This window comes from Dysgonomonas sp. PF1-14 (genome assembly GCF_029892965.1).
Taxonomy (GTDB): Bacteria; Bacteroidota; Bacteroidia; order Bacteroidales; family Dysgonomonadaceae; genus Dysgonomonas.
Genome location: NZ_JARXWN010000002.1, coordinates 256553 through 275657 on the forward strand (window position 1 = coordinate 256553; position 19105 = coordinate 275657).

15 protein-coding genes and 1 riboswitch are annotated in these 19105 nt (G+C 40.1%); of the genes, 8 read left to right on the forward strand and 7 right to left on the reverse strand.

The genetic code is table 11. The features are described from left to right. Positions 1-6: 6 nt before the first annotated feature. The 6 genes from M2448_RS03460 to M2448_RS03485 form a co-directional block, all read right to left on the reverse strand. Positions 7-708 carry a nucleotidyltransferase family protein gene (locus M2448_RS03460; RefSeq protein ID WP_280644890.1) on the reverse strand — a complete coding sequence of 234 codons (702 nt, stop codon included), beginning with the start codon at positions 706-708 and terminating at the stop codon, positions 7-9. Positions 709-713: 5 nt separating this feature from the next. Beyond that, positions 714-2015: a hypothetical protein gene (locus M2448_RS03465; protein ID WP_280644891.1), complete on the reverse strand. Its 1302-nt coding sequence runs from the start codon at positions 2013-2015 to the stop codon at positions 714-716. Between the two features lie 8 nt (positions 2016-2023). After that, entirely contained in the window at positions 2024-3088 is a 1065-nt protein-coding gene (locus M2448_RS03470; protein WP_280644892.1) for a glycosyltransferase family 2 protein, read from the reverse strand. Next, on the reverse strand, positions 3085-4149 hold the full coding sequence (locus M2448_RS03475; RefSeq protein ID WP_280644893.1) for a glycosyltransferase: 1065 nt from the start codon (positions 4147-4149) through the stop codon (positions 3085-3087). Before M2448_RS03475 ends, M2448_RS03470 begins: the two co-directional genes overlap by 4 nt. Before the next feature lie 97 nt (positions 4150-4246). Then, a complete protein-coding gene (gene pnuC, locus M2448_RS03480) occupies positions 4247-4864 on the reverse strand; it encodes a nicotinamide riboside transporter PnuC (protein ID WP_280644894.1) in 618 nt (205 codons plus the stop codon). Positions 4865-4971: 107 nt separating this feature from the next. Next, the gene (locus M2448_RS03485) at positions 4972-7188 is read right to left on the reverse strand and encodes a TonB-dependent receptor (RefSeq protein ID WP_280644895.1); all 2217 of its coding nucleotides are present in this window, start codon (positions 7186-7188) and stop codon (positions 4972-4974) included. A 115-nt stretch (positions 7189-7303) separates the two neighbouring features. After that, positions 7304-7399, reverse strand: a riboswitch (TPP riboswitch). Positions 7400-7555: 156 nt separating this feature from the next. Here M2448_RS03485 and M2448_RS03490 point away from each other — a divergent pair. Genes M2448_RS03490 through M2448_RS03500 form a run of 3 tightly spaced genes read left to right on the forward strand, consistent with a single transcriptional unit; the run spans position 7556 to position 12033 of the window. Beyond that, positions 7556-8116 (forward strand): hypothetical protein, encoded by a 561-nt coding sequence (locus M2448_RS03490; protein WP_280644896.1) that lies wholly within the window; start codon positions 7556-7558, stop codon positions 8114-8116. A gap of 19 nt (positions 8117-8135) precedes the next feature. Then, complete coding sequence (locus tag M2448_RS03495) at positions 8136-8678, forward strand: hypothetical protein (protein WP_280644897.1); 543 nt, start codon at positions 8136-8138, stop codon at positions 8676-8678. Positions 8679-8682: 4 nt separating this feature from the next. After that, entirely contained in the window at positions 8683-12033 is a 3351-nt protein-coding gene (locus tag M2448_RS03500; protein ID WP_280644898.1) for an AAA domain-containing protein, read from the forward strand. Here M2448_RS03500 and M2448_RS03505 read toward each other — a convergent pair whose 3' ends face one another. After that, positions 12034-13686, reverse strand: coding sequence for an RDD family protein (locus M2448_RS03505; RefSeq protein WP_280644899.1), 1653 nt, complete (start codon positions 13684-13686; stop codon positions 12034-12036). It lies immediately after the preceding gene. Positions 13687-13859: 173 nt separating this feature from the next. Here M2448_RS03505 and M2448_RS03510 point away from each other — a divergent pair, with 173 nt between their 5' ends. The 5 genes from M2448_RS03510 (at position 13860) to M2448_RS03530 (ending at position 19056) form a co-directional block, all read left to right on the forward strand. Continuing rightward, positions 13860-14288, forward strand: a complete 429-nt coding sequence (locus M2448_RS03510; protein ID WP_280644900.1) for a MarR family transcriptional regulator — start codon at positions 13860-13862, stop codon at positions 14286-14288. 11 nt (positions 14289-14299) lie between these two features. Further along, complete coding sequence (locus M2448_RS03515) at positions 14300-15607, forward strand: TolC family protein (protein WP_280644901.1); 1308 nt, start codon at positions 14300-14302, stop codon at positions 15605-15607. Between the two features lie 2 nt (positions 15608-15609). Beyond that, positions 15610-16713, forward strand: coding sequence for an HlyD family secretion protein (locus M2448_RS03520; protein WP_280644902.1), 1104 nt, complete (start codon positions 15610-15612; stop codon positions 16711-16713). A gap of 4 nt (positions 16714-16717) precedes the next feature. Then, positions 16718-18325 carry an MFS transporter gene (locus tag M2448_RS03525; RefSeq protein WP_280644903.1) on the forward strand — a complete coding sequence of 536 codons (1608 nt, stop codon included), beginning with the start codon at positions 16718-16720 and terminating at the stop codon, positions 18323-18325. A gap of 428 nt (positions 18326-18753) precedes the next feature. Beyond that, on the forward strand, positions 18754-19056 hold the full coding sequence (locus tag M2448_RS03530) for a hypothetical protein (RefSeq protein WP_280644904.1): 303 nt from the start codon (positions 18754-18756) through the stop codon (positions 19054-19056). The last annotated feature ends 49 nt before the right edge of the window (positions 19057-19105 follow it).

Sequence of the window (19105 nt, forward strand, 5' to 3'; positions counted from 1 at the left end):
TATCTGTCATTGGGCAAAATCAATATTTGCCTTACGATAATCTTCAGGAATACCAATATCGATAAAATATGTATCCTGAATATTTCCGTATATGGGTAGTGTGCTTATTTTTGCCTCGAGAACATCTTTTTCGAATGAGAATTTCACAGGAAGCTCTTTGTCGGACAAAAGGATGTCTTTATCTATCAGATATACGCCTCCATTTATCAGCCCCTCTTTACACTGCTGTTTTTCTATAAAGGCGATAATCCTGTTATCCGCATTTAGTTCTACTCTGCCGTAACGATCAAAGTTTGTCATGGGTTTCAATGCCAGACTTATATTTGCCAATTTCCCCTTATGGAACTCATACAGCATATTTATATCTACATCGAAAAAGGTATCTCCGTTTATCACAACAGCCCTATCTCCCTCAACTGATTGCATAGCCAGCTTTATAGCTCCACCTGTGCCTAACGGCTCTTGCTCTTTTACATATACTATTTCGAAAGGGTATTCATTTTTCTCAACCCAATTTGTCACCACTTCCGACAGATAACCTAAAGACAGTATTACCCTGCCAAAAGACTGAGCTTTACACCAATCGAGCAGATAGGATAGAAAGGGTTTTCCGGCCACTTCAGCCATGCATTTTGGCACATCACTTACTACTTCGCGTAGTCTTGTACCAAGCCCTCCTGCCAATATTATACACTCTTTTCTTTTCATATCCATTATGTATGAATCAGTTTTTTCTCCTTTTTCGTTTGTTGCTGTTCTTTGTTTAATCGAATCATCTTAGGATAATAAACATAGTACTTATAGAACATGAAATAAAAGAAGATAACAAACAATATGTGATTGAGATCGAACCAACCTTTGACATTCAAAACAAGACTGTAAAAACAAAGTGCATACCCCAGAATCTTTATCGTACTATGCTTTGTTCCCCACATTCTTACAATAAAGAAAGCATATCCGTAAAACAGTAAGGAACCGATTAGCCCCACATAATATAACATACGGGTATAACCGACATCAGATCCGCGAAAGATCATAACCCCGTCACCCGCTAATAGCACCTTTGTTAATTCCGGTATTTCAAACATTCCTTTGATACCGTCAGACGATCGTGTTTGCAACTCTCCCTTTTGGGCAAAGTTGATAAACAACTCAAAAGCCCAGTCGGCAAGCCCTTCGAAGTAGAACATGGCAAAGAGATATCCGCCGAAGAGCAAAAATACAGATGCTATCAGGAACTTGTGTATTTGTTTTCGTTGAGCATTTTTATCTTTAAAATAGAGAAAAGCAATCAGCGCAAACCCCACTCCGGCTCCGACCACTGTCGTTCTGGCCATAAACAGGCTTATGTAGAAAATAAAGACATACAGACTGGACAGAATAAAAAATTCGCTTGTCTTGAGGGGTTTTCTGATCAACAGGTACGATATGACAACAAGGGCAATACCATTGTTAGCTCCGGCACCGAAGAAGCCAATCCCGTAGCCCATCAGACGCTGCCAATTATTCTCGCCTACTACATCTTCGGTATATTGAGCTTGCAGCTGCAATGAGAAAAAGAAGTCTGCAATACTCTCGTTCAGGTACATAATAAATGTAATAAAACACTGAAGAGCAACAGCTCCTACTATATACATCAGAACAGTATCGACCGAAGGCTGCTTATGTACCTTAAATATAAATAAGACGATGAGATATGATGAGAAAAACCACGCTATTTCACTCTTGAAATACCCTAAGGTATAGGGGTCATTAGCATCGTTCATCCAGGCTACTGTAAGAAACCATAGCAAAACAACACCCATGCCCAATAGTAATATGATCGTTTCTTTGAATGGGAATCCGTGATACACGTAATATGCCATACCCACAACTCCCGAGAAAAGGATAAAGGAAGAGCCCATCACATCTAATGCCTGAGGATATATATGATAGAATGTCAATAGTAACGGGATTACCATTGGTATAATATCTTTCAGGTCAGGGATGTTCGATATCTCTTTTCGTTGCAGCATGTACTCGGTTACCTAAAAACAAGTTTGTAAATAAGGGACTTTTTGTATCTGAGCTTAAATGTACACTTTGTATAAAGAATTGCAAAATCCCGTGATGTATAATTTTCAGGTTTATACAACGGTGACTGTTTTAGTCTGTGCAATACTTTCAATCCCACACGGGAATTGGCGCATAAGCGTAACCAGTTTACCGACAGCATCCGGTCGAGATAAGCATTATCACAAAAAGGCTTCTGTTTATTAACAGTGAGCAAATTTAGCATAAATTCTTCACACTTGTCTAAATATTTTAAAGATGAATGCAAAGGTACGCATTCGGCAACGGAAGCATATACGTCTATAAAGTCGCTATCGGAGGGTAACCCCAGATGTGAGCAGTGTATTTTAAAAACTTTTTTCTTATTATCAGTCTGCAAATCTTCATGCAAAGAAGATACCTGATTCTGATGAACCCGGTAAAGAAGCAAGGGTTCCCCTACATTTGCCACTTTTGTTTTATATACGGCTTCTGACCATAAGGCATAGTCTTCGACATGAAGGAATTCAGGCTCAAATTTCAATCCAAGTTCGGTAAAAACACGTTTACGAATCATTACTGCGGGGTGGCAGATTCCCGACTTGAAAAGCAGGTATGCCCTGAGTTCGCTATCTGTAAGCGGACTATGGTGTAGCGTTTTCTTTGCAGGGTTTTCAGAATTGAAAGCATAAAAAAGCGTACTGACAATGTCATGATCTCTATTAGCTTCCAGGAAAGCAACTTCTTTTTCTATACGGGTAGGCAACGATATATCATCGGCATCCATACGGGCAATATATTCACCATTACACAATGCTACTCCTTTGTTCAGTGTTTTTATAAGTTTCAGATTCACCTCGTTATCGACCACTGTGATGCGGGAGTCCTTTTGTGCCAGTTTACGCAACAGATCACCGGTACTATCAGTAGAACAATCGTTGATAGCTATTATTTCCAGATTGGTATAGGTCTGACTGAGAATCGAATTAACCGACTCTTCCACATACTTCTCTACATTGTAGCAAGGTATCAATACCGAAACCAAAGGTGTGCTCATCTTTTATTTGCAATGATTTCATTAAAAACGGATGTATATCCGTCCACCATTTTTTCTATAGTAAAATTGGCAAGGTATGACTGCCGGGCATTGTCCGACATCGTTTTTTGCCTCTCTTCATCCGAAAGGATATATTCTATTTTTTCTATAAAAATAGACTGATCGTTTTCCACAGCAAAGCCGTTTCTGCCATCCAATACTTCCGTTATACCTCCTACAGCAGAAGCCACAACCGGGACTTTATAGGACAAAGCTTCGAGCAAAGACATCGGTAAGCCCTCATAGTTGGATGGTAGAATAAATACATCTGCATATTTCAGAGAATAGAAAGCCGAATGCATCTCTCCCAGACAGAATGCATTATCAGGCAGCCCTTTTATCTTCTCCTTATTACCTATCCAGACAAATGCATACTGAGGCATATCACGAGCAATATCAACAAACAATTCGAATTTCTTTTGTTTGGATATGCGTGATATACACATTACGATTTTAGGATAGGATTGTTTTATTTTTTCAAGTTCTTCGGTAACATGGTTCTTTAACTCGTACTTCTCCACGTATTCATCCGTAACTCCGTTATATATGCATTCCACATTTTTAGAAATGCCTTCTTCCTGCATCATCTCTACATCGTAACGGCTAACGCCGATTATGCGGAATGCCCTGTTCTTAAACGATTTTTCAATAATAAGGAATTTACGGAATGCTTTTCGGATAGAATCGAAACCGTGAACTGTATAAACGATTTTTTTAGGGCTGAAAGCAATGCGTCCCAATACGCCCATTTTGGAAGAATGCAGATGTACGACATCAGGTTTATATTTAAATCTGTAATAAAACAGTTTAAACAATAAACCAATATCCCTCCACGAAATTTCTTTCCGATGGCTATTAAGTTTGATCTTTGTAAAATTGTCTCCGAGATTGTTCCAGGCCTCTCCATCACCGCCATATAAAACAAAAAGCTCGTGTTCGGGGCTTAATGTTTTTATCAGATTGGCTACAATAGTCTGAGCACCGCCATATTCGGAAACAGTAATAATCTGGAAAATTTTCATCTACTTAGCCTTATCGACACAATTCGATGGTAAAGATAATAGTTTTTATCTGTTTTTTTGTTAATATTATTCTATAGAAGTCTTCTTTAGTATATTTTCAGTCTGTCAATGTAGTTTTTGCAAGCTTTTTCCACCTCAGATAGCCGAATATGGAAACTACAAAATAAATGAAAAACATACACCCTGACATCACATCGCCCTGTACAAAGAGCAAAATCGAAGATATAAGATTAGCAGGAATCACCAGTAGCCACTGGTCTGCCCATTTGCGCGAAATCATCCATAAAGCAACAATGTTAAGAGATGTAGACAAAGCATCGCCTGCCGTCAGTAAAAACGGATTTTCAGTGAGATGCAGGTAACCAGCCGATTGTGTAAGCAGTATATATAACAATATGGTGAAAACCATAACACCTGATACAATAGGAATGATATACTTTTTCCCGACACGGGTAATGATCTCATTGCCTGTCTGATCGTCTCTGTTACGTGTAAGCCACATAATCCAGCCATAGACAGATGCAAAGAAAAAATATGTGTAAATACCCATACTGGCATATAACCCGGCATGGTAATAGATATAGATAAAGAATGCCGCCATAACGATACTGGCAAGCCACATCCATACATTGGCCTTATATTCCAAATACAGAAATATCAGCCCGATAACAGCACCTGTTATACTTACCCAATTATTAATTATAAAATCCGGCATAGTTTTTTTAGTTTCAAAATTTTTAATTTCAAGATTTCAGGTTTCAAAATTATCTGCTTTATTTATTAGAATTTTGAAATCTTGAAACCTGAAATCTTGAAATAGTATTAAAAGCGATATCTGATCTTTCCCATCAGGTTAGCTCCTGCCTGAGGAAACAAGCCTTTATATACTTCCTCACTGCCATCCGAAAACTTATAAGTTTCTACCCATGCGTTGGCATTGTATTTTATACTAGCCAGATTGTTGATAAAAAACTGGAAGTCAAATGTACCTATTTTATGTGTGTCGAGTGTATAAGACACTACCAAATCGGTTACCAGATGATCTTGCAGCCTGTTGTCAGGGTTGGATGTATTGTCATAATACATACGCCCTACATACTTATTCACAAAAGAGAAACTGAAATCTTCTTTTTCGAACGGTTTGAATGTAACTATTCCGCTAGCTACTACATTTGGAGAGAACGATATATCGGTCGATTTGTGAAACTCTGATATTTGCCCCAGATAATTCCAGTCGGTATCGTAATAATCATAATAGGCTGTATAATTTTTGATCTTATTGCGGCTCAGTGTCAGATTCCCGTCAAGCCGCATCCATTCAGTTGGCGTGTATGCCATAGCCAGTTCGATACCGGTACGGTAACTGTCAGGGACATTCTCCTGCAACTTATACCCTGTATCGTTCAGTTTGCCTGTTTGTACCAACTGGTCTTTATAATCCATGTAATAGAGATTGGCACTGAATGAGAATACAGAACTTGTATATCTGTAGCCCAGTTCGTAATCATACAACCGTTCGGATGTTATATCACGCGCACCTCCACCTTTAAGAGATTCTTTCAGGTCGGCACGCAATGGCTCCCTGTTAGAGATACCGAAAGATGCATATACTTCATTATACTTCGCAAAGCGGAAGGAAGCACCACCTTTGGGATTGATGAAATTATAATAATTGTTATTCGACAAGTCCATCAGGTCGTCGTCTATCCCTTTCATACGGTAATCGATATAACGATCCTGAACTTCAGCAAAGAGGGACAGATTCTCCACAGGTCTGTACTCTACCTTAAGAAAAGCGTTCATATCCTTCTTATCGGCTTCGTTTCTGTACCACTCGTAGCCTTCGGGTATATTCTGATTATATTTTGCCCATAGTAACCGCCCGTAATGGTCTCCGTCAAAGTAGTTGTACACTCCGCCCAGTGTCAACCCCAGCTTATGTTTTTGATAATTGAGATTGAATCCGCCTGTGTACAGATGGTTCATCATTAGCTTACGGCGTATTATATCTGATTTCTTATATGTAACGCCGTTCACTACCTGATCGTCTATACCAAATTTTTCGCCGAACTTCTGATCGGTTTTATAGTTTTCATAATAACCGTAACCATGATTGTAGCTCAGATTGGCATTCAGTGTCAGCGCACTTGTCAGATAACGTGTATAGATAAGCTGACCTATATTGGAATAGTAGTTGTCCGTTTCGTTATCGTAGTAGTGATTCCCTGTTTCGTCTTTGTATTCACCTGCTTTATTGTACCGTCTGTCGATATTTATCATATCGGGACTTATGCCTTCCCACGTGATTCCTGTGTGCTGAATACCGTTCATGTAGATAAGGCGAATCAGTTGCTTTTCGGAATAATGCGATACGGCTGCATAAATATTCCGGTGGTCTACCTTCCCGTTACGTATGTACCCGTCACTTTTGGTATAAGAATAGCGGGCATCTACAGACAATCCATTCTTCATGATGCCTGTACCTGCCGCCGCTGTAAGCAGTAATGTATTGTATTGCCCATAAGCCGAAGAGAGGTCTGCATATGGTTTCGGCCTGCCGCCTAGCGTCTGCATGGAAATACTGGCTCCGAACGAAGCTGTACCGTTTGTAGCCGTACCCACACCACGCTGTACCTGCATACTTTGTAGTGAATTTGACAAGTCGGGCAGATTTACCCAATATACTTCCTGACTTTCGGCATTGTTCAACGGCATACCATTCAGTGTGATATTGATGCGGTTCGCATCTGTTCCCCTGATGCGAAACGACGTATTTCCTACAGCCGTTCCCCCTTCGGTATATGCAACTACCGACGGTAGCGTCTGCAAAAGAGCTGGAATGTTCTTTGCTGCGTTTTCCTGTTTTATCTGCATTTCGCTGAGATTTGAATAGGCTACGGGGGCATCGTCACTCACTCGTGTAGCCGATACGACCACTTCGTCCAGTTTTACAACTTTCAATGTGTCTGATTTTTGTTGAGAATAGGCTCCACTGCTACTTACAATAACAGCAAAGAAAGCCCAGAATACCTTTTTCATTTAAAATAATAATTTGCAAAAGCATAAAACAACACCAAAATGATGCTTATACTTCCTGTTAAACAAAAAAGGGGTTTTTAATAAGATGATTTCCCGAATTTTAAAATATGCGTGCGCGAAGCATAATTCTCAATCCCTACGCCAGCATTACCCGGATCAGGTATATGGGTATGATCTCAGCCCGTTCTATTAAGGCACCCCTAAGATTTCAGCGGCAAAGATAGGCAAACCTTTTTAATAAATAAGTGTTTACCCTTTATAAAAAGTTTCTATAACTATAACTCTCGATGTTACAAAACGCAAAAATTACAGTCATATAAATAATAAAAGATATTTATGTACATTTGTCACAAAATAAAGAAATGATATGAAAAAATTTAAGAACAAACTATTCGCAGTATTATTTGCGGTTACTGCACTAGTAGCTTTCTCTTCATGTGAAAGCGATGACTATGAATGGCTACGTGGTACACTTAATTTATCCACAGTTAACGACAAGGAGCCTATTTACACTTATGAAGGGGGGCTGTTCAGTTTTAATTATAATTTGCGTGCTGAAGATATCAGAGGCATAGATGCACGCAGATTAGATATTGTAGACGTAAGATCATATGAGTCTGAAGTTTTCCTTTTCCAGAGTAATTTGTTCAGACCGAATGATCGGATAAATATAAGATTGAGAGCCGATGGCGTAAAATCGTACACACTAAGAATGATAGTTATAGTTAACGATTATGGTGACAGAGTAGCAATGGTAATAGATGAAGACCTCTATTTACTAAGAGAATTTATGTCCAATATGACATATAATTTAGCTCGCAATGGCCAACTCAAGTTTTACATTGACGGTGAACTACTTAGTACATCCCAAGATACCTCTTTTGATTTTGAAGTTAGAAATGACTTTGACTTTGAAGTCAGATACTAATTAAAGCAACAACTTGAACTTGAAAAAAGCAACTATATTCTTACTAACATTATCCTGTATTTTCCTCTCATCTTGTAGTAATGGAGAAGAGGACAATTACAGCAATGAGAAAGCACAACTAATAGTATCTACAGAGGGAACTGTTTATCAAAACATTAAAACAGACAATGAAGGAGAATTTGCACTCCATATGATTATATCAGCTTCTGATATAACAGGAGTGGAAACATCTGCACTGAATGTAGACAATATAACGGTTAACAATGCCGAATGGCGGTTCTACAGTCCGGACTTCACTTATGGCGATCCTATATATACCAGTCTGGCTCTGGATGGTAATACTTATTGTAATATTGTATGGGCAGTAGACGAACATAGAAAAACCATTCCATTAGATGCTAAGCATACATTGTGCGAATTTGTAGAAGAGATGACAAGAATAATTCTGCAAAAGGGAAGTGTCTCACTTGCTATATACGGCGAAGCACCTAATCCGAGGCAACGGAATACCACATTTAATATAGAATTTAACAACGAATTGGAATTCAAGGTAAAGAACTAGGTATATGTCTGATAAACCACTCATCGTATTATCCGACTATTCTCTTGAAATACAACAAATAGACCAATCGGATCTATCACTAAGGAACAAATATATCCGGTTGAAACAAATACTCGAACGAAGCTGTAAAGATATCACTGCCAGTGAATCTTTGCAGTTTCCTTCTTTATTCTCGCGCCTTGTATTCATATCTCAGAAATATGAACTGCCCAAATCGCTGGAATGGCGCTTGCAAAACATACGAATAAAGGCAGCCTTCCTCCTCCGCAGCGAAAAACACCTTATATCGCCATATCAATATGAGCAGGCGAAGGAAACACTGGAAAAATTCTTTTTGGTTATCAATGGCAATACTATTGAATTATCAGATAATGCTGAAAAGGAGAACACTACACCTCTATCACTCGACAAGATACGTGTACAGGTACTGGATATAGACAGGGAAAACGAAATAATTATATGCCAGTCCGACAGCCTTACGGACGAAACGTTGCGGGTAAAATATAATATTGAACATGTAAATGACTTGTTTAACGATACTATCAGCCGACTGTGGACAGGGGCACAACTCAACCTGATAGACGTAAAAGAAGACGGTGAGGGTTACTATATTCCGAAAATAGTTGTACTTGAGCCCGATTACCTGATAGATGCTTCTGCAATAGCCGAGTGCTTTCAGTCATACGGGAATTCACATCTGCATTACTTCCGCCGCAAGTTTGAACCGAATGCAAATACACATTATATACTGCTCGGAAATCTGGCTAACTATTTTCTGGACGAACTGATCTATGCAGAAGATGCTGCTACAGTGACTTTCGAAGATACCTTTATGAAGTCGTTTCGTTCCATGCCCTTTGAATATGCTTCGTGTAAGGAGATACAAAACAACAGCGACTTCAAAGAGTTTATGGCGAAAGCCGAAAGCCAGTTCAACAACATTAAGCGTGTAGTGCTGAACGATATGCCTGCCAACGGTTTTAAGGCAGCGGACTGCATACTTGAACCATCCTTCTTCAGTGAAAAGTATGGTTTTCAGGGAAGGCTCGATTTGCTACAACTGGCAGAAGACAGAACAGGAACAGACCGCATTATAGAACTGAAATCGGGCAAACCACCCTACCCTCGCGAAGATGTGACCAAGATAGCACCGAATCACGAGACACAAACAGCTGTTTACCGTCTGATGATACAAAGTGTATTCGGCAAAGATGCACGCCATATATATCCGACCATCTTGTATTCGGCTGCGGAAAACGATGGAGAGAACATCCGTTTTGCCGCTTTCTATCAACAACTGGAGAAAGAAATAATCAATACACGCAACCTGATCGTAGCCACCGAACACGATCTATATATCGGTGATGGAGGAACGGTAGAAGATACTTTCCGTAAATTATTTGACATGAATAATTACGGACGTGTACCGCAGTTCTTCACTGACAAGCTAAATGAACTCAAGAAGATACTAGACGGTGCGTCTACTGTGGAAAAAGCATATTTCTACCGGTATATCAGTTTTATATCGCGTGAACTGTACCTGCAAAAAACAGGAGATGAAGGTTACGATTCGTCAATGAGTGTTTCCGCACTATGGAACACTACTTTTGAGGAACGGCGCGATGGACTGGATCTGATAGCCGGACTGGAGATAGAAGGCATAGACGATAGCGGACGCGATATGATTATCCGTTTCAGACGGGAAATACAGCCCGACTGTGTCAATTTTCGTGAGGGCGAAATTTGTATCCTTTATCCGAAAGAGCAGGAAGACGATTCGGTGCTGACAAACCAGATACTGAAAGGAACGGTCGTAAAAATATCATCAACGGAAGTAATACTGAGATTCAGATATAAACAGCGAAACCGAAACTTTTTCACGAAATACAGATATTGGGCGGTAGAGCATGACAAGCTTGATCACAGCTATAATGCCATGTTTAAAAGCCTGTTTGCTTTCCTTGCTTCGCCAATCGAGAAAAAAGAACTGCTGTTAGGTATCAGACAACCGGATTCATCCTATAATGAAGTTCATACAGGAGAATACTCCCAAGAGCTAAAGCAGGAAGTCATTATAAATAAAGCCTTGTCAGCCAAAGACTATTTCCTCATCGTAGGGCCACCGGGAACAGGCAAGACATCTATTTTTGCCCGAAAACTGATAGAACGGCTACATGCCGAACCCAATACAAACATTCTTGTCATAGCATATACCAACAGGGCTGTAGACGAATTATGCGCATCGGTATGTGCAGCTTTCGGCGAAGATGAGGCTGCGTGTAGCAAGTATATCCGTATCGGCACAGAGCTTTCGTGCGGTGAACCATATCGCCATCGCCTGTTGCAGAATATCTCACATAAGGCAAAAAACAGGAAAGAACTGCTGACTGAAATAGACAATACCCGTATTTTCATTGGTACGCTGGCATCCGTAACCGGAAAGTCGGAGCTATTCGATCTGAAACAGTTCGATACAGCTATTATAGATGAAGCTTCGCAAATACTGGAACCTCAGATAATTGGACTACTCCCTCAGTGCGACAGGTTTATAATGATAGGTGACCACAAACAGCTATCTACAATCACTTTGCAGGATGAGAACAAATCTAAGGTCACCGATAGTGAGCTTAACGCTATCGGCTTGTACGATTGCCGCGAGTCACTGTTTGAACGCCTATACCACATCTGTCAGAAAAACGAATGGACACACGCTTATGATACACTGACATATCATGGCCGTATGCACTACGACATTGCCGAACTGGTAAATAATAGCTTTTACGACAATCGGCTTAAGACAGCTACCGAAAGGCAACAGATACCATTATCTTTACCAAACTACGATGCGGACGACAAATATCAGTCTGTGGTAGCGAATACCCGCATCGGATTTGTTCCTGTAAGGGTGTCCGACTATTCCAATTCGTCTGATAAGATAAACCTTGCCGAAGCTGATACTGTCGTTTCATTGGCTACAGCATTATTGGAGGTTTACCGTGCCAACAATCTGGATTTCGATTCACAAAAAACATTGGGAATCATTACCCCATACCGCAATCAGATAGCACTGATAAAGCGTAAACTGGAAGAAACCGGAATTGCCGAACTAAGGGATATTATGGTAGATACGGTAGAGCGCTATCAGGGTAGCCAACGCGATGTTATAATCTTCTCGTTCTGCTTCAATAAGCCTTATCAGCTCCGCTTTTTCAGCAATATGAACAGGGAAAACACTGTAGACAGAAAACTGAATGTAGCACTTACCCGTGCGCGAGAGCAGCTGTTTCTTGTAGGAAATGACCACATACTAAGCCAAAACTCTATCTATAAAAAAATATTGGAGGCTATCGGATAGCTAATCTAACTCTTCGATATAGGCATTTGGATAACCGCTCCTATCCTTATGTATTTTCAACAGATAGCGTCTTCGTTCACCTAAAGGAGTTTCATGTATAAAAAGAGTTTCAAAATCTTTATCGCCTGATTTGAATACTCCATTTAAGGAGAAATAACGATCGGTATAGGTATTATTCAAAGGAGAGTGATCCCATTCTATATCACCTAACCTTTGCTCCATCTCCACTACTTTCAATGGCCAGCCGTCATTATAGAATGAAAGAGAAAATTCTCCATAGTTATCTCTCTGATCGGAGGAGTAACGATAATTTCCACCACCACTTCTGCTTATAGCCGGTTCATCTATATATATGATATTTTTCAGTTCATAGCCCTTATTTCCTATGTGTACACTTCCCTCCTGCAAATATGACATCTTCACATCATTCTTTACAGAGGTTATCAACTCGCTTTTTAGTATCGGAATGAGCGAATCTCCGACTAGGTCGATCGAATTATATGAATTATAAACAGAAGAAATATCCGGTGAATATGAGTCGGTAGGGACAAATACCGTATACAAAGTATCGTTACTTATGCGTTCTACTTTATACCAGTCTTTTTCAAATACCAAGAATGCTTCGGTAGATACCCGCTCTGCCCTTTTCAGCAAATTGTCCCTTTCTGTCTGTTTTTCTGTTTCATATTGTTTATCACGATCCGCCTTTTCCAACATGTCTCCTGCAAATTTAGCCCCATAAAAAATAGCTGTGCAGCTAACTATCACACCCAATATACCTATCAGATAGCTTTTACCACTCACACCGGTCTGTTCTTCTCTGACTACATTGGTATCCGACCAGTTGTCGTGCCATCTGCTGCCAAGCAGGAAAGCTATACGCTCGAAAGGAATAATACGACAAAAACTACGTAGAATAGCGGTTCCCACAGGTAAGCTGTCCATATCATTTTTTATCGTGCGGCTCTCGGTCAGGTATTTACCGGGGGTAGCTCCGAATATTGTTTCAAACAATATGTAGAAAAATAACTGTAATATGATAAAACAGACTGCAAGGAAAGATGCAGCAATGCTGTTAGGTATCTCCATTAACCGCCCCAGCCATATCACCCAAGGGTAAAAAAAGAACATCAGTAATAAGAGATCGGTTACAAGGTGCGAAAAGCGTTGCCAGCCTGTTGTTTCCACATAATTACTTATCTCGGCATCTCCCAGTTTGTATGATTCCACTTTCAATGATTTTAAAGTAGTCATATGTTTTAATGCCAGATAAGAAACTACCAGAAAAGAAATCTTGATAAGGAGGATCAGGGCATATAACACACTCATATTTTTCAGTTCGAAGATCAGTATAGATAGAATAGGTACTACATTATATATAAAGACCAGACTAAAACAGAATCGCAGTAAACGCACTTCCCGACCATTAGTCTTCAGGCATAGAACCGAACCTGAAAGAAATAAAATATTAATGATAAATCCAACTACCAAAGCCAACTCTCTAAGAAAACTAACAGGAGAAGCAACTGCCGAAAAACTAAATATAGTGGAAGGTGTTTTATCACCCATGAATATATAAAGGATATATGTAAACAGGGAATATAGCGAGAATACACATCCTGCCCAAGCGATCAACCGGAGTTTTTTGTCCATAGTATCGGGTTATAGTTTATAAAAGTTTTTGAGAAGTCTTCTTTAAAATTAGCAACTATACAAATCTAGAAACATTATATAAACCTACAAAAAATATTACAAAAAACAATTTAGTTAAACATTCAACTAAATTATTTTGTTATACCTTTGCAGTCGAAAAAAATGATAAAGACATGATGCAAACATTTGTACAAACAATATTGCAAACGCAGTCTTTCTACCGTCAGATAATCCATAGAAAAATACGAGAGCATAATATAGATGTGACATTTGAGATGTTACACATATTGCGCTGTATGGACAGGGTTGGTGATAAAGTGAACCAACAGGAACTGGCAAATCTGACGTTCAAAGACAAATCGAGCCTCTCTTATCTGATAAAGAACATGGAGAAAAGAGGACTGATCGCACGCGAAGAAGATGCCGCAGACAAGCGCAACAAGCTGGTTATGCTGACAGAGAAAGGAGAACAATTGTATATACAGATCAAAGACATTATAGAAGATGTATATACAACACTGGAACAAAATGTGAATACCGAACATATACAACTGTGCATAGAATATATGAAAGAGTTTACAGGAACAATAAAAGATAATTAAGTAATAAGCAAGTGAAAAAGTATTTATACACCCTATTTACAATACTATCCATATCGCTACCGCTTACAGCCCAAACAACATACAGACTGACAGTAGACGAACTATTCGAAAGAGGGATACAAAGCAGCATAGCCATTCAGACCTCTATTGTAAAAACGCAGATTTCGGAAGATAAGGTAAGTCTGGCAAAGAACAAACGATTGCCGGATATTTCGATCAACGGGCTATTCGGGTACGTAGGTACTCCCATCATCCTCGACAAGGACTTTTCTTTCCTGCAACATTCCAATACACCCGACTGGAAACAAAACTATCAGGTGAGTGCTACTCAGCCGATCTATCAGGGCGGACGTATCAAAAACAGTATAGAAAAGGCCGATCTGGAAAGACAAGTAGCCGAACTCTCGCTGCAAAAGGATAAATCAGACCTGCGACTATGGCTGATAGGCAAGTATCTGGATCTCTTCAATATGTACAAAGAGCGTGAAGTGTACACGAAGAATATAGAAGAAGCACAGATCCGCCTGCGCGATATAGAGAAGATGAAAGAACAGGGGATGATTACTTCGAATGATGTACTTCGCAGCCAGATCATTCTCACTAATTACGAACTTTCATTTAAAGAGACACAGAACGACATACAACTTACTTCGCAACAGTTGGATATAGTTTTGGGACTGGACGAAAATACGATACTGCAACCGGACGAGAATCTGCTGTCTTACCGATTGGCTATACAGACTGAAAACGATTATATATATCAGGCTTATGCACAATATCCCGATCTGAAAATAGCAGAACGCAATATAGCGCTGGCACAGAACAACCTGAAACTGACCAAGGCCGACTACCTCCCTACCCTGTCGCTACAGGCAAGTAATACGCTTGCACGCCCGATACCGAATGTATCTCCGGCTCAGGACTTATACCTCAATGCCTGGGGTGTAACGCTGAATCTCAGCTATCACATATCTGCCCTGTTCGACAAGAAGCATAATACAAATGCAGCCAAAAGCCAGATACACTTACAGGAACTAGCTCAGGAGCAGCAGAAGCAGCATATACGTACCGAAGTAAAATCGGCATTCATAAAACATCAGGAAGCACTGGACAGAATTAAGGCTCTGGAAAAGACACTGGAGCAATCGAATGAGAACTACCGCATTGTAAAGAATAAATACTTTAACCAACTGGCGATACTCACCGATCTGCTGGATGCCAATTCGGTACAGTTAAATGCCGAGTTGCAGCTGACAGCAGCTAAGACCAACGCAATATATACTTATTATCAATTACAAAAAGTTAGTGGAAACTTATAATTATGGACACAGACAAACCAACTAATATACCGGACAGCAAACTAGAAGAAAAGGAAGCCTATCTGAAACTGAAAAAGAAGCGTACCCGCAACATTATACTCAACACTATCAGCATACTGCTTGCACTGGGAGGCATTATATGGGGTGTCAATTTCTTTATGCGGTACTACAGATATGAGATCACTAACGATGCTACCATAGAGCAGTACATCACCCCCGTTAATTCGCGCATAGCCGGATATATAAAGGAAGTACGATTCACCGAACACCAATGGGTAAATGCAGGCGACACCCTGCTCATTATAGACGACCGCGAGTTCAGGATAAAGGAAATGGATGCTGAAGCTGCACTGATGGATGCGCAAAGCACCTCATCGGTACTCTCATCGAGCATAGCCACTACCTCAACAAATGTAGCCGTATCGGATGCCAACATAGAAGAGGCTAAAGCCCGTCTGTGGAGAGCCGAACAGGATATGAAACGATACAAGAACCTGCTTGATGCCGAATCGGTATCGCAACAGCAGTATGATCAAATAAAGAGTGAGTTCGATGCGCAAACCGCTCACTACAACGCTTTGCTAAGACAGAAAGAGTCATTGAAGTCCACATCTTCCGAAACATCGAAGAAGCAGGGAAACGCAGCGGCTACAATCCTGCGGCGTGAGGCCGATCTGGCAATGGCAAAATTAAACCTGTCGTATACGGTAATCACAGCCCCATACAGTGGCTATGTAGGACGCCGTACTCTCGAAGTTGGGCAGCTGGTACAGGCAGGACAAACAATTACCAACCTGATAAAGAACGACAACAAGTGGATCATAGCCAACTATCGCGAGATGCAGATAGGAAATATATACATCGGGCAGGAAGTAAAAATAAGGGTAGACGCCATTAGAGGAAAGACCTTTAAAGGTAAAGTAACCGCCATATCGGAAGCCACAGGATCGAAATATTCCATGCTGCCGACCGACAATTCGGCCGGAAACTTTGTCAAGATACAGCAACGTATCCCTGTACGCATCGACTTTGAGGATATCACTGCCGAAGATATGCAGAAACTGCGTGCCGGAATGATGGTGATTACCGAAGCTATAAAAGACTGACAACATGATTATCCCTGTTATAAAAACAACGGCTATAAGCCCATTTAGAAGTTGGGTTCCCAACTGGCTGAAAACTGTTGTTGCCCTCATCATACTGATACCCATACTGCTGGTGAACGGGGCATATACCGGAAGTAACATCGACATATCCAGTTATCTCGGTGTTATCTCCGAAGACATCAATATGGCGTATTATGCTTCATCGGTGGGCATGGCTGTTGCACATCTGGTAATACCCAAAGTAAAACCTATTGCCACAGCAAAAACAATTATCCTCATTGTATTACTGTTTCAGGTGCTTCTCAGCTTTATCTGTGCAGAAACCAGCTATATAGAGATCATCATTATATGCAGTTTCTTCATCGGTTATTTCAAGGCATTCTCTATGATAGAAACTATCAACATACTGATGCCTGTCCTGAGTCCGAGTGGCACACGTAACGAATTTTATGCAAAGTTTTATCCTATAATACTCACCTGCGGACAATTATCACTGGTATTAACAGCCGAACTGGCTTATATATACAACTGGCAATATATGTACTATTTTATGATACTCATGTTGCTGGTGTCGATCATTGCTGTAGTAATATGTATGTCGTTTGCCCGAAGGCTTGTGCGCATACCTTTCAAAGATATAGACTGGCTGAGTTTTTTCCTCGTATCGGTTTGCTTTATGGCTATTGTCTATGTGGCAACCTACGGAAAGACGAAAGACTGGTTCAATTCGGGTCAGATTATAATCGCTACGATACTGATTCCGCTGACCGGTTGGCTTTTCATCCGCCGCCAATTTTCCGACACGCCGTTTCTGGATATGAGCGTATTGAAGAACAGAAACTCAGTGACCATTTATCTCCTGTCTTTCCTGCTCATGTTTTATGCTTCATTCAGTATTCTCATTTCGTCATACACTACTAATGTACTTCGGTTGGACAGCACCCATGTAAACGAATTATACCTGTATATGATTCCCGGTTTTTTAGTTGGTGGCGTCATCTGTTACTACTGGTTCCTTAAAGAGATACGTATGGCATGGCTCATATTTCTGGGATTCGCCTGTTTTACATTGTCCATAGCCTTGTTATACTTTCAGATAACACCAAACGGCTTGTATGAAGACCTGTATCTGCTCATGTTTCTCAGAGGTATCGGTATGCTTGTGTTGTTTGTGGCTTTTGCAATTTATGGTATATACGGATTATCACCGAGGCAACTTATATACAATGCATTCTTTCTTATCACCGCACGTTCGGCACTTGCTCCTGCCATTGGTGCTTCTGTACTGACTAACTGGCTCTACCGCCTGCAGCAAAAAAATACAAGTATCTTGTCGGAAGGAGTAGATATGCAAAACCCTCTTGCTAACAGCCAGTTTACCTCATCTGTAAATTCAGCTTTGTCACAAGGGTGGAGCCTCGAAGATGCCCAACGCATTGCAACAAATCTCCTATACCAGAAAATACAGGTACAAGCCGTCACCATCAGCATAAAAACCATAGCCGGATGGATGCTGATATTGGGCATTCTATTGCTGATAGGCATTGTATTATACTTCCTGCAATTTAAGCCTGTAAGGTTGATGAAAATGGGTAATGATATGTCGGGGTAATAATTACAGTCAACAGTGATCAGTCAACAGTTAACAACAAAAGGTAACAACCAACGGTCACAGGAGCGAAGCGTATGTAAAGGTAACACATTTGCACAGTTTGTTTGTCACTTTACCTTTCCTGTAGGAGCAGACTCGCATGTCTACCCGTATATTCGTTTTAATATTTTTTTATCCGGTCAATACTGTTAACTGAATATACCTTACAGATAAAGTTATTTATTTCTCATATCACCTCTTTATCAACCTATACCAGAAAGCAAGCAAAACCGTTTGTCTTTTATAAGAAAATATTAGATTCGTTCAGAATTAGAACAGCCAAAACAAAAACTTCATTAAAAACGCATAGGGCTTTAAAACATTCCGGGAGATAAACAGTCTTATATAATAGAGGCACAGAACTATTTAATTCTCAGAATGGGCGCAATATGGTAAAGACTATAGCAATAATCATGGATAAAGGAGTTCCAAGCAAGGAAATAAAGGAAGATACTACCGTAAATATATTCAGAATAGAAGATGACAAAGTTTTCAGCTACGAAAGTATAAAACTCGACAACAATAGCAATGATCACTTCTCATCTCTGCTGAAGTTGAAAGAGATCAGTCTGATTTACATAGACACGATTACTAACGAATTGAAATACATTCTCAGCAAACTGGGAATCGGCATCAAGTGCAAAGACGAATGGGATAATGACAAGTTCATTTCTCAGTTTGTTTTTAGTTAACAGTCAAATAATTTCATCTAAACGAAAAAACTCCGGTAAGACTTTTACC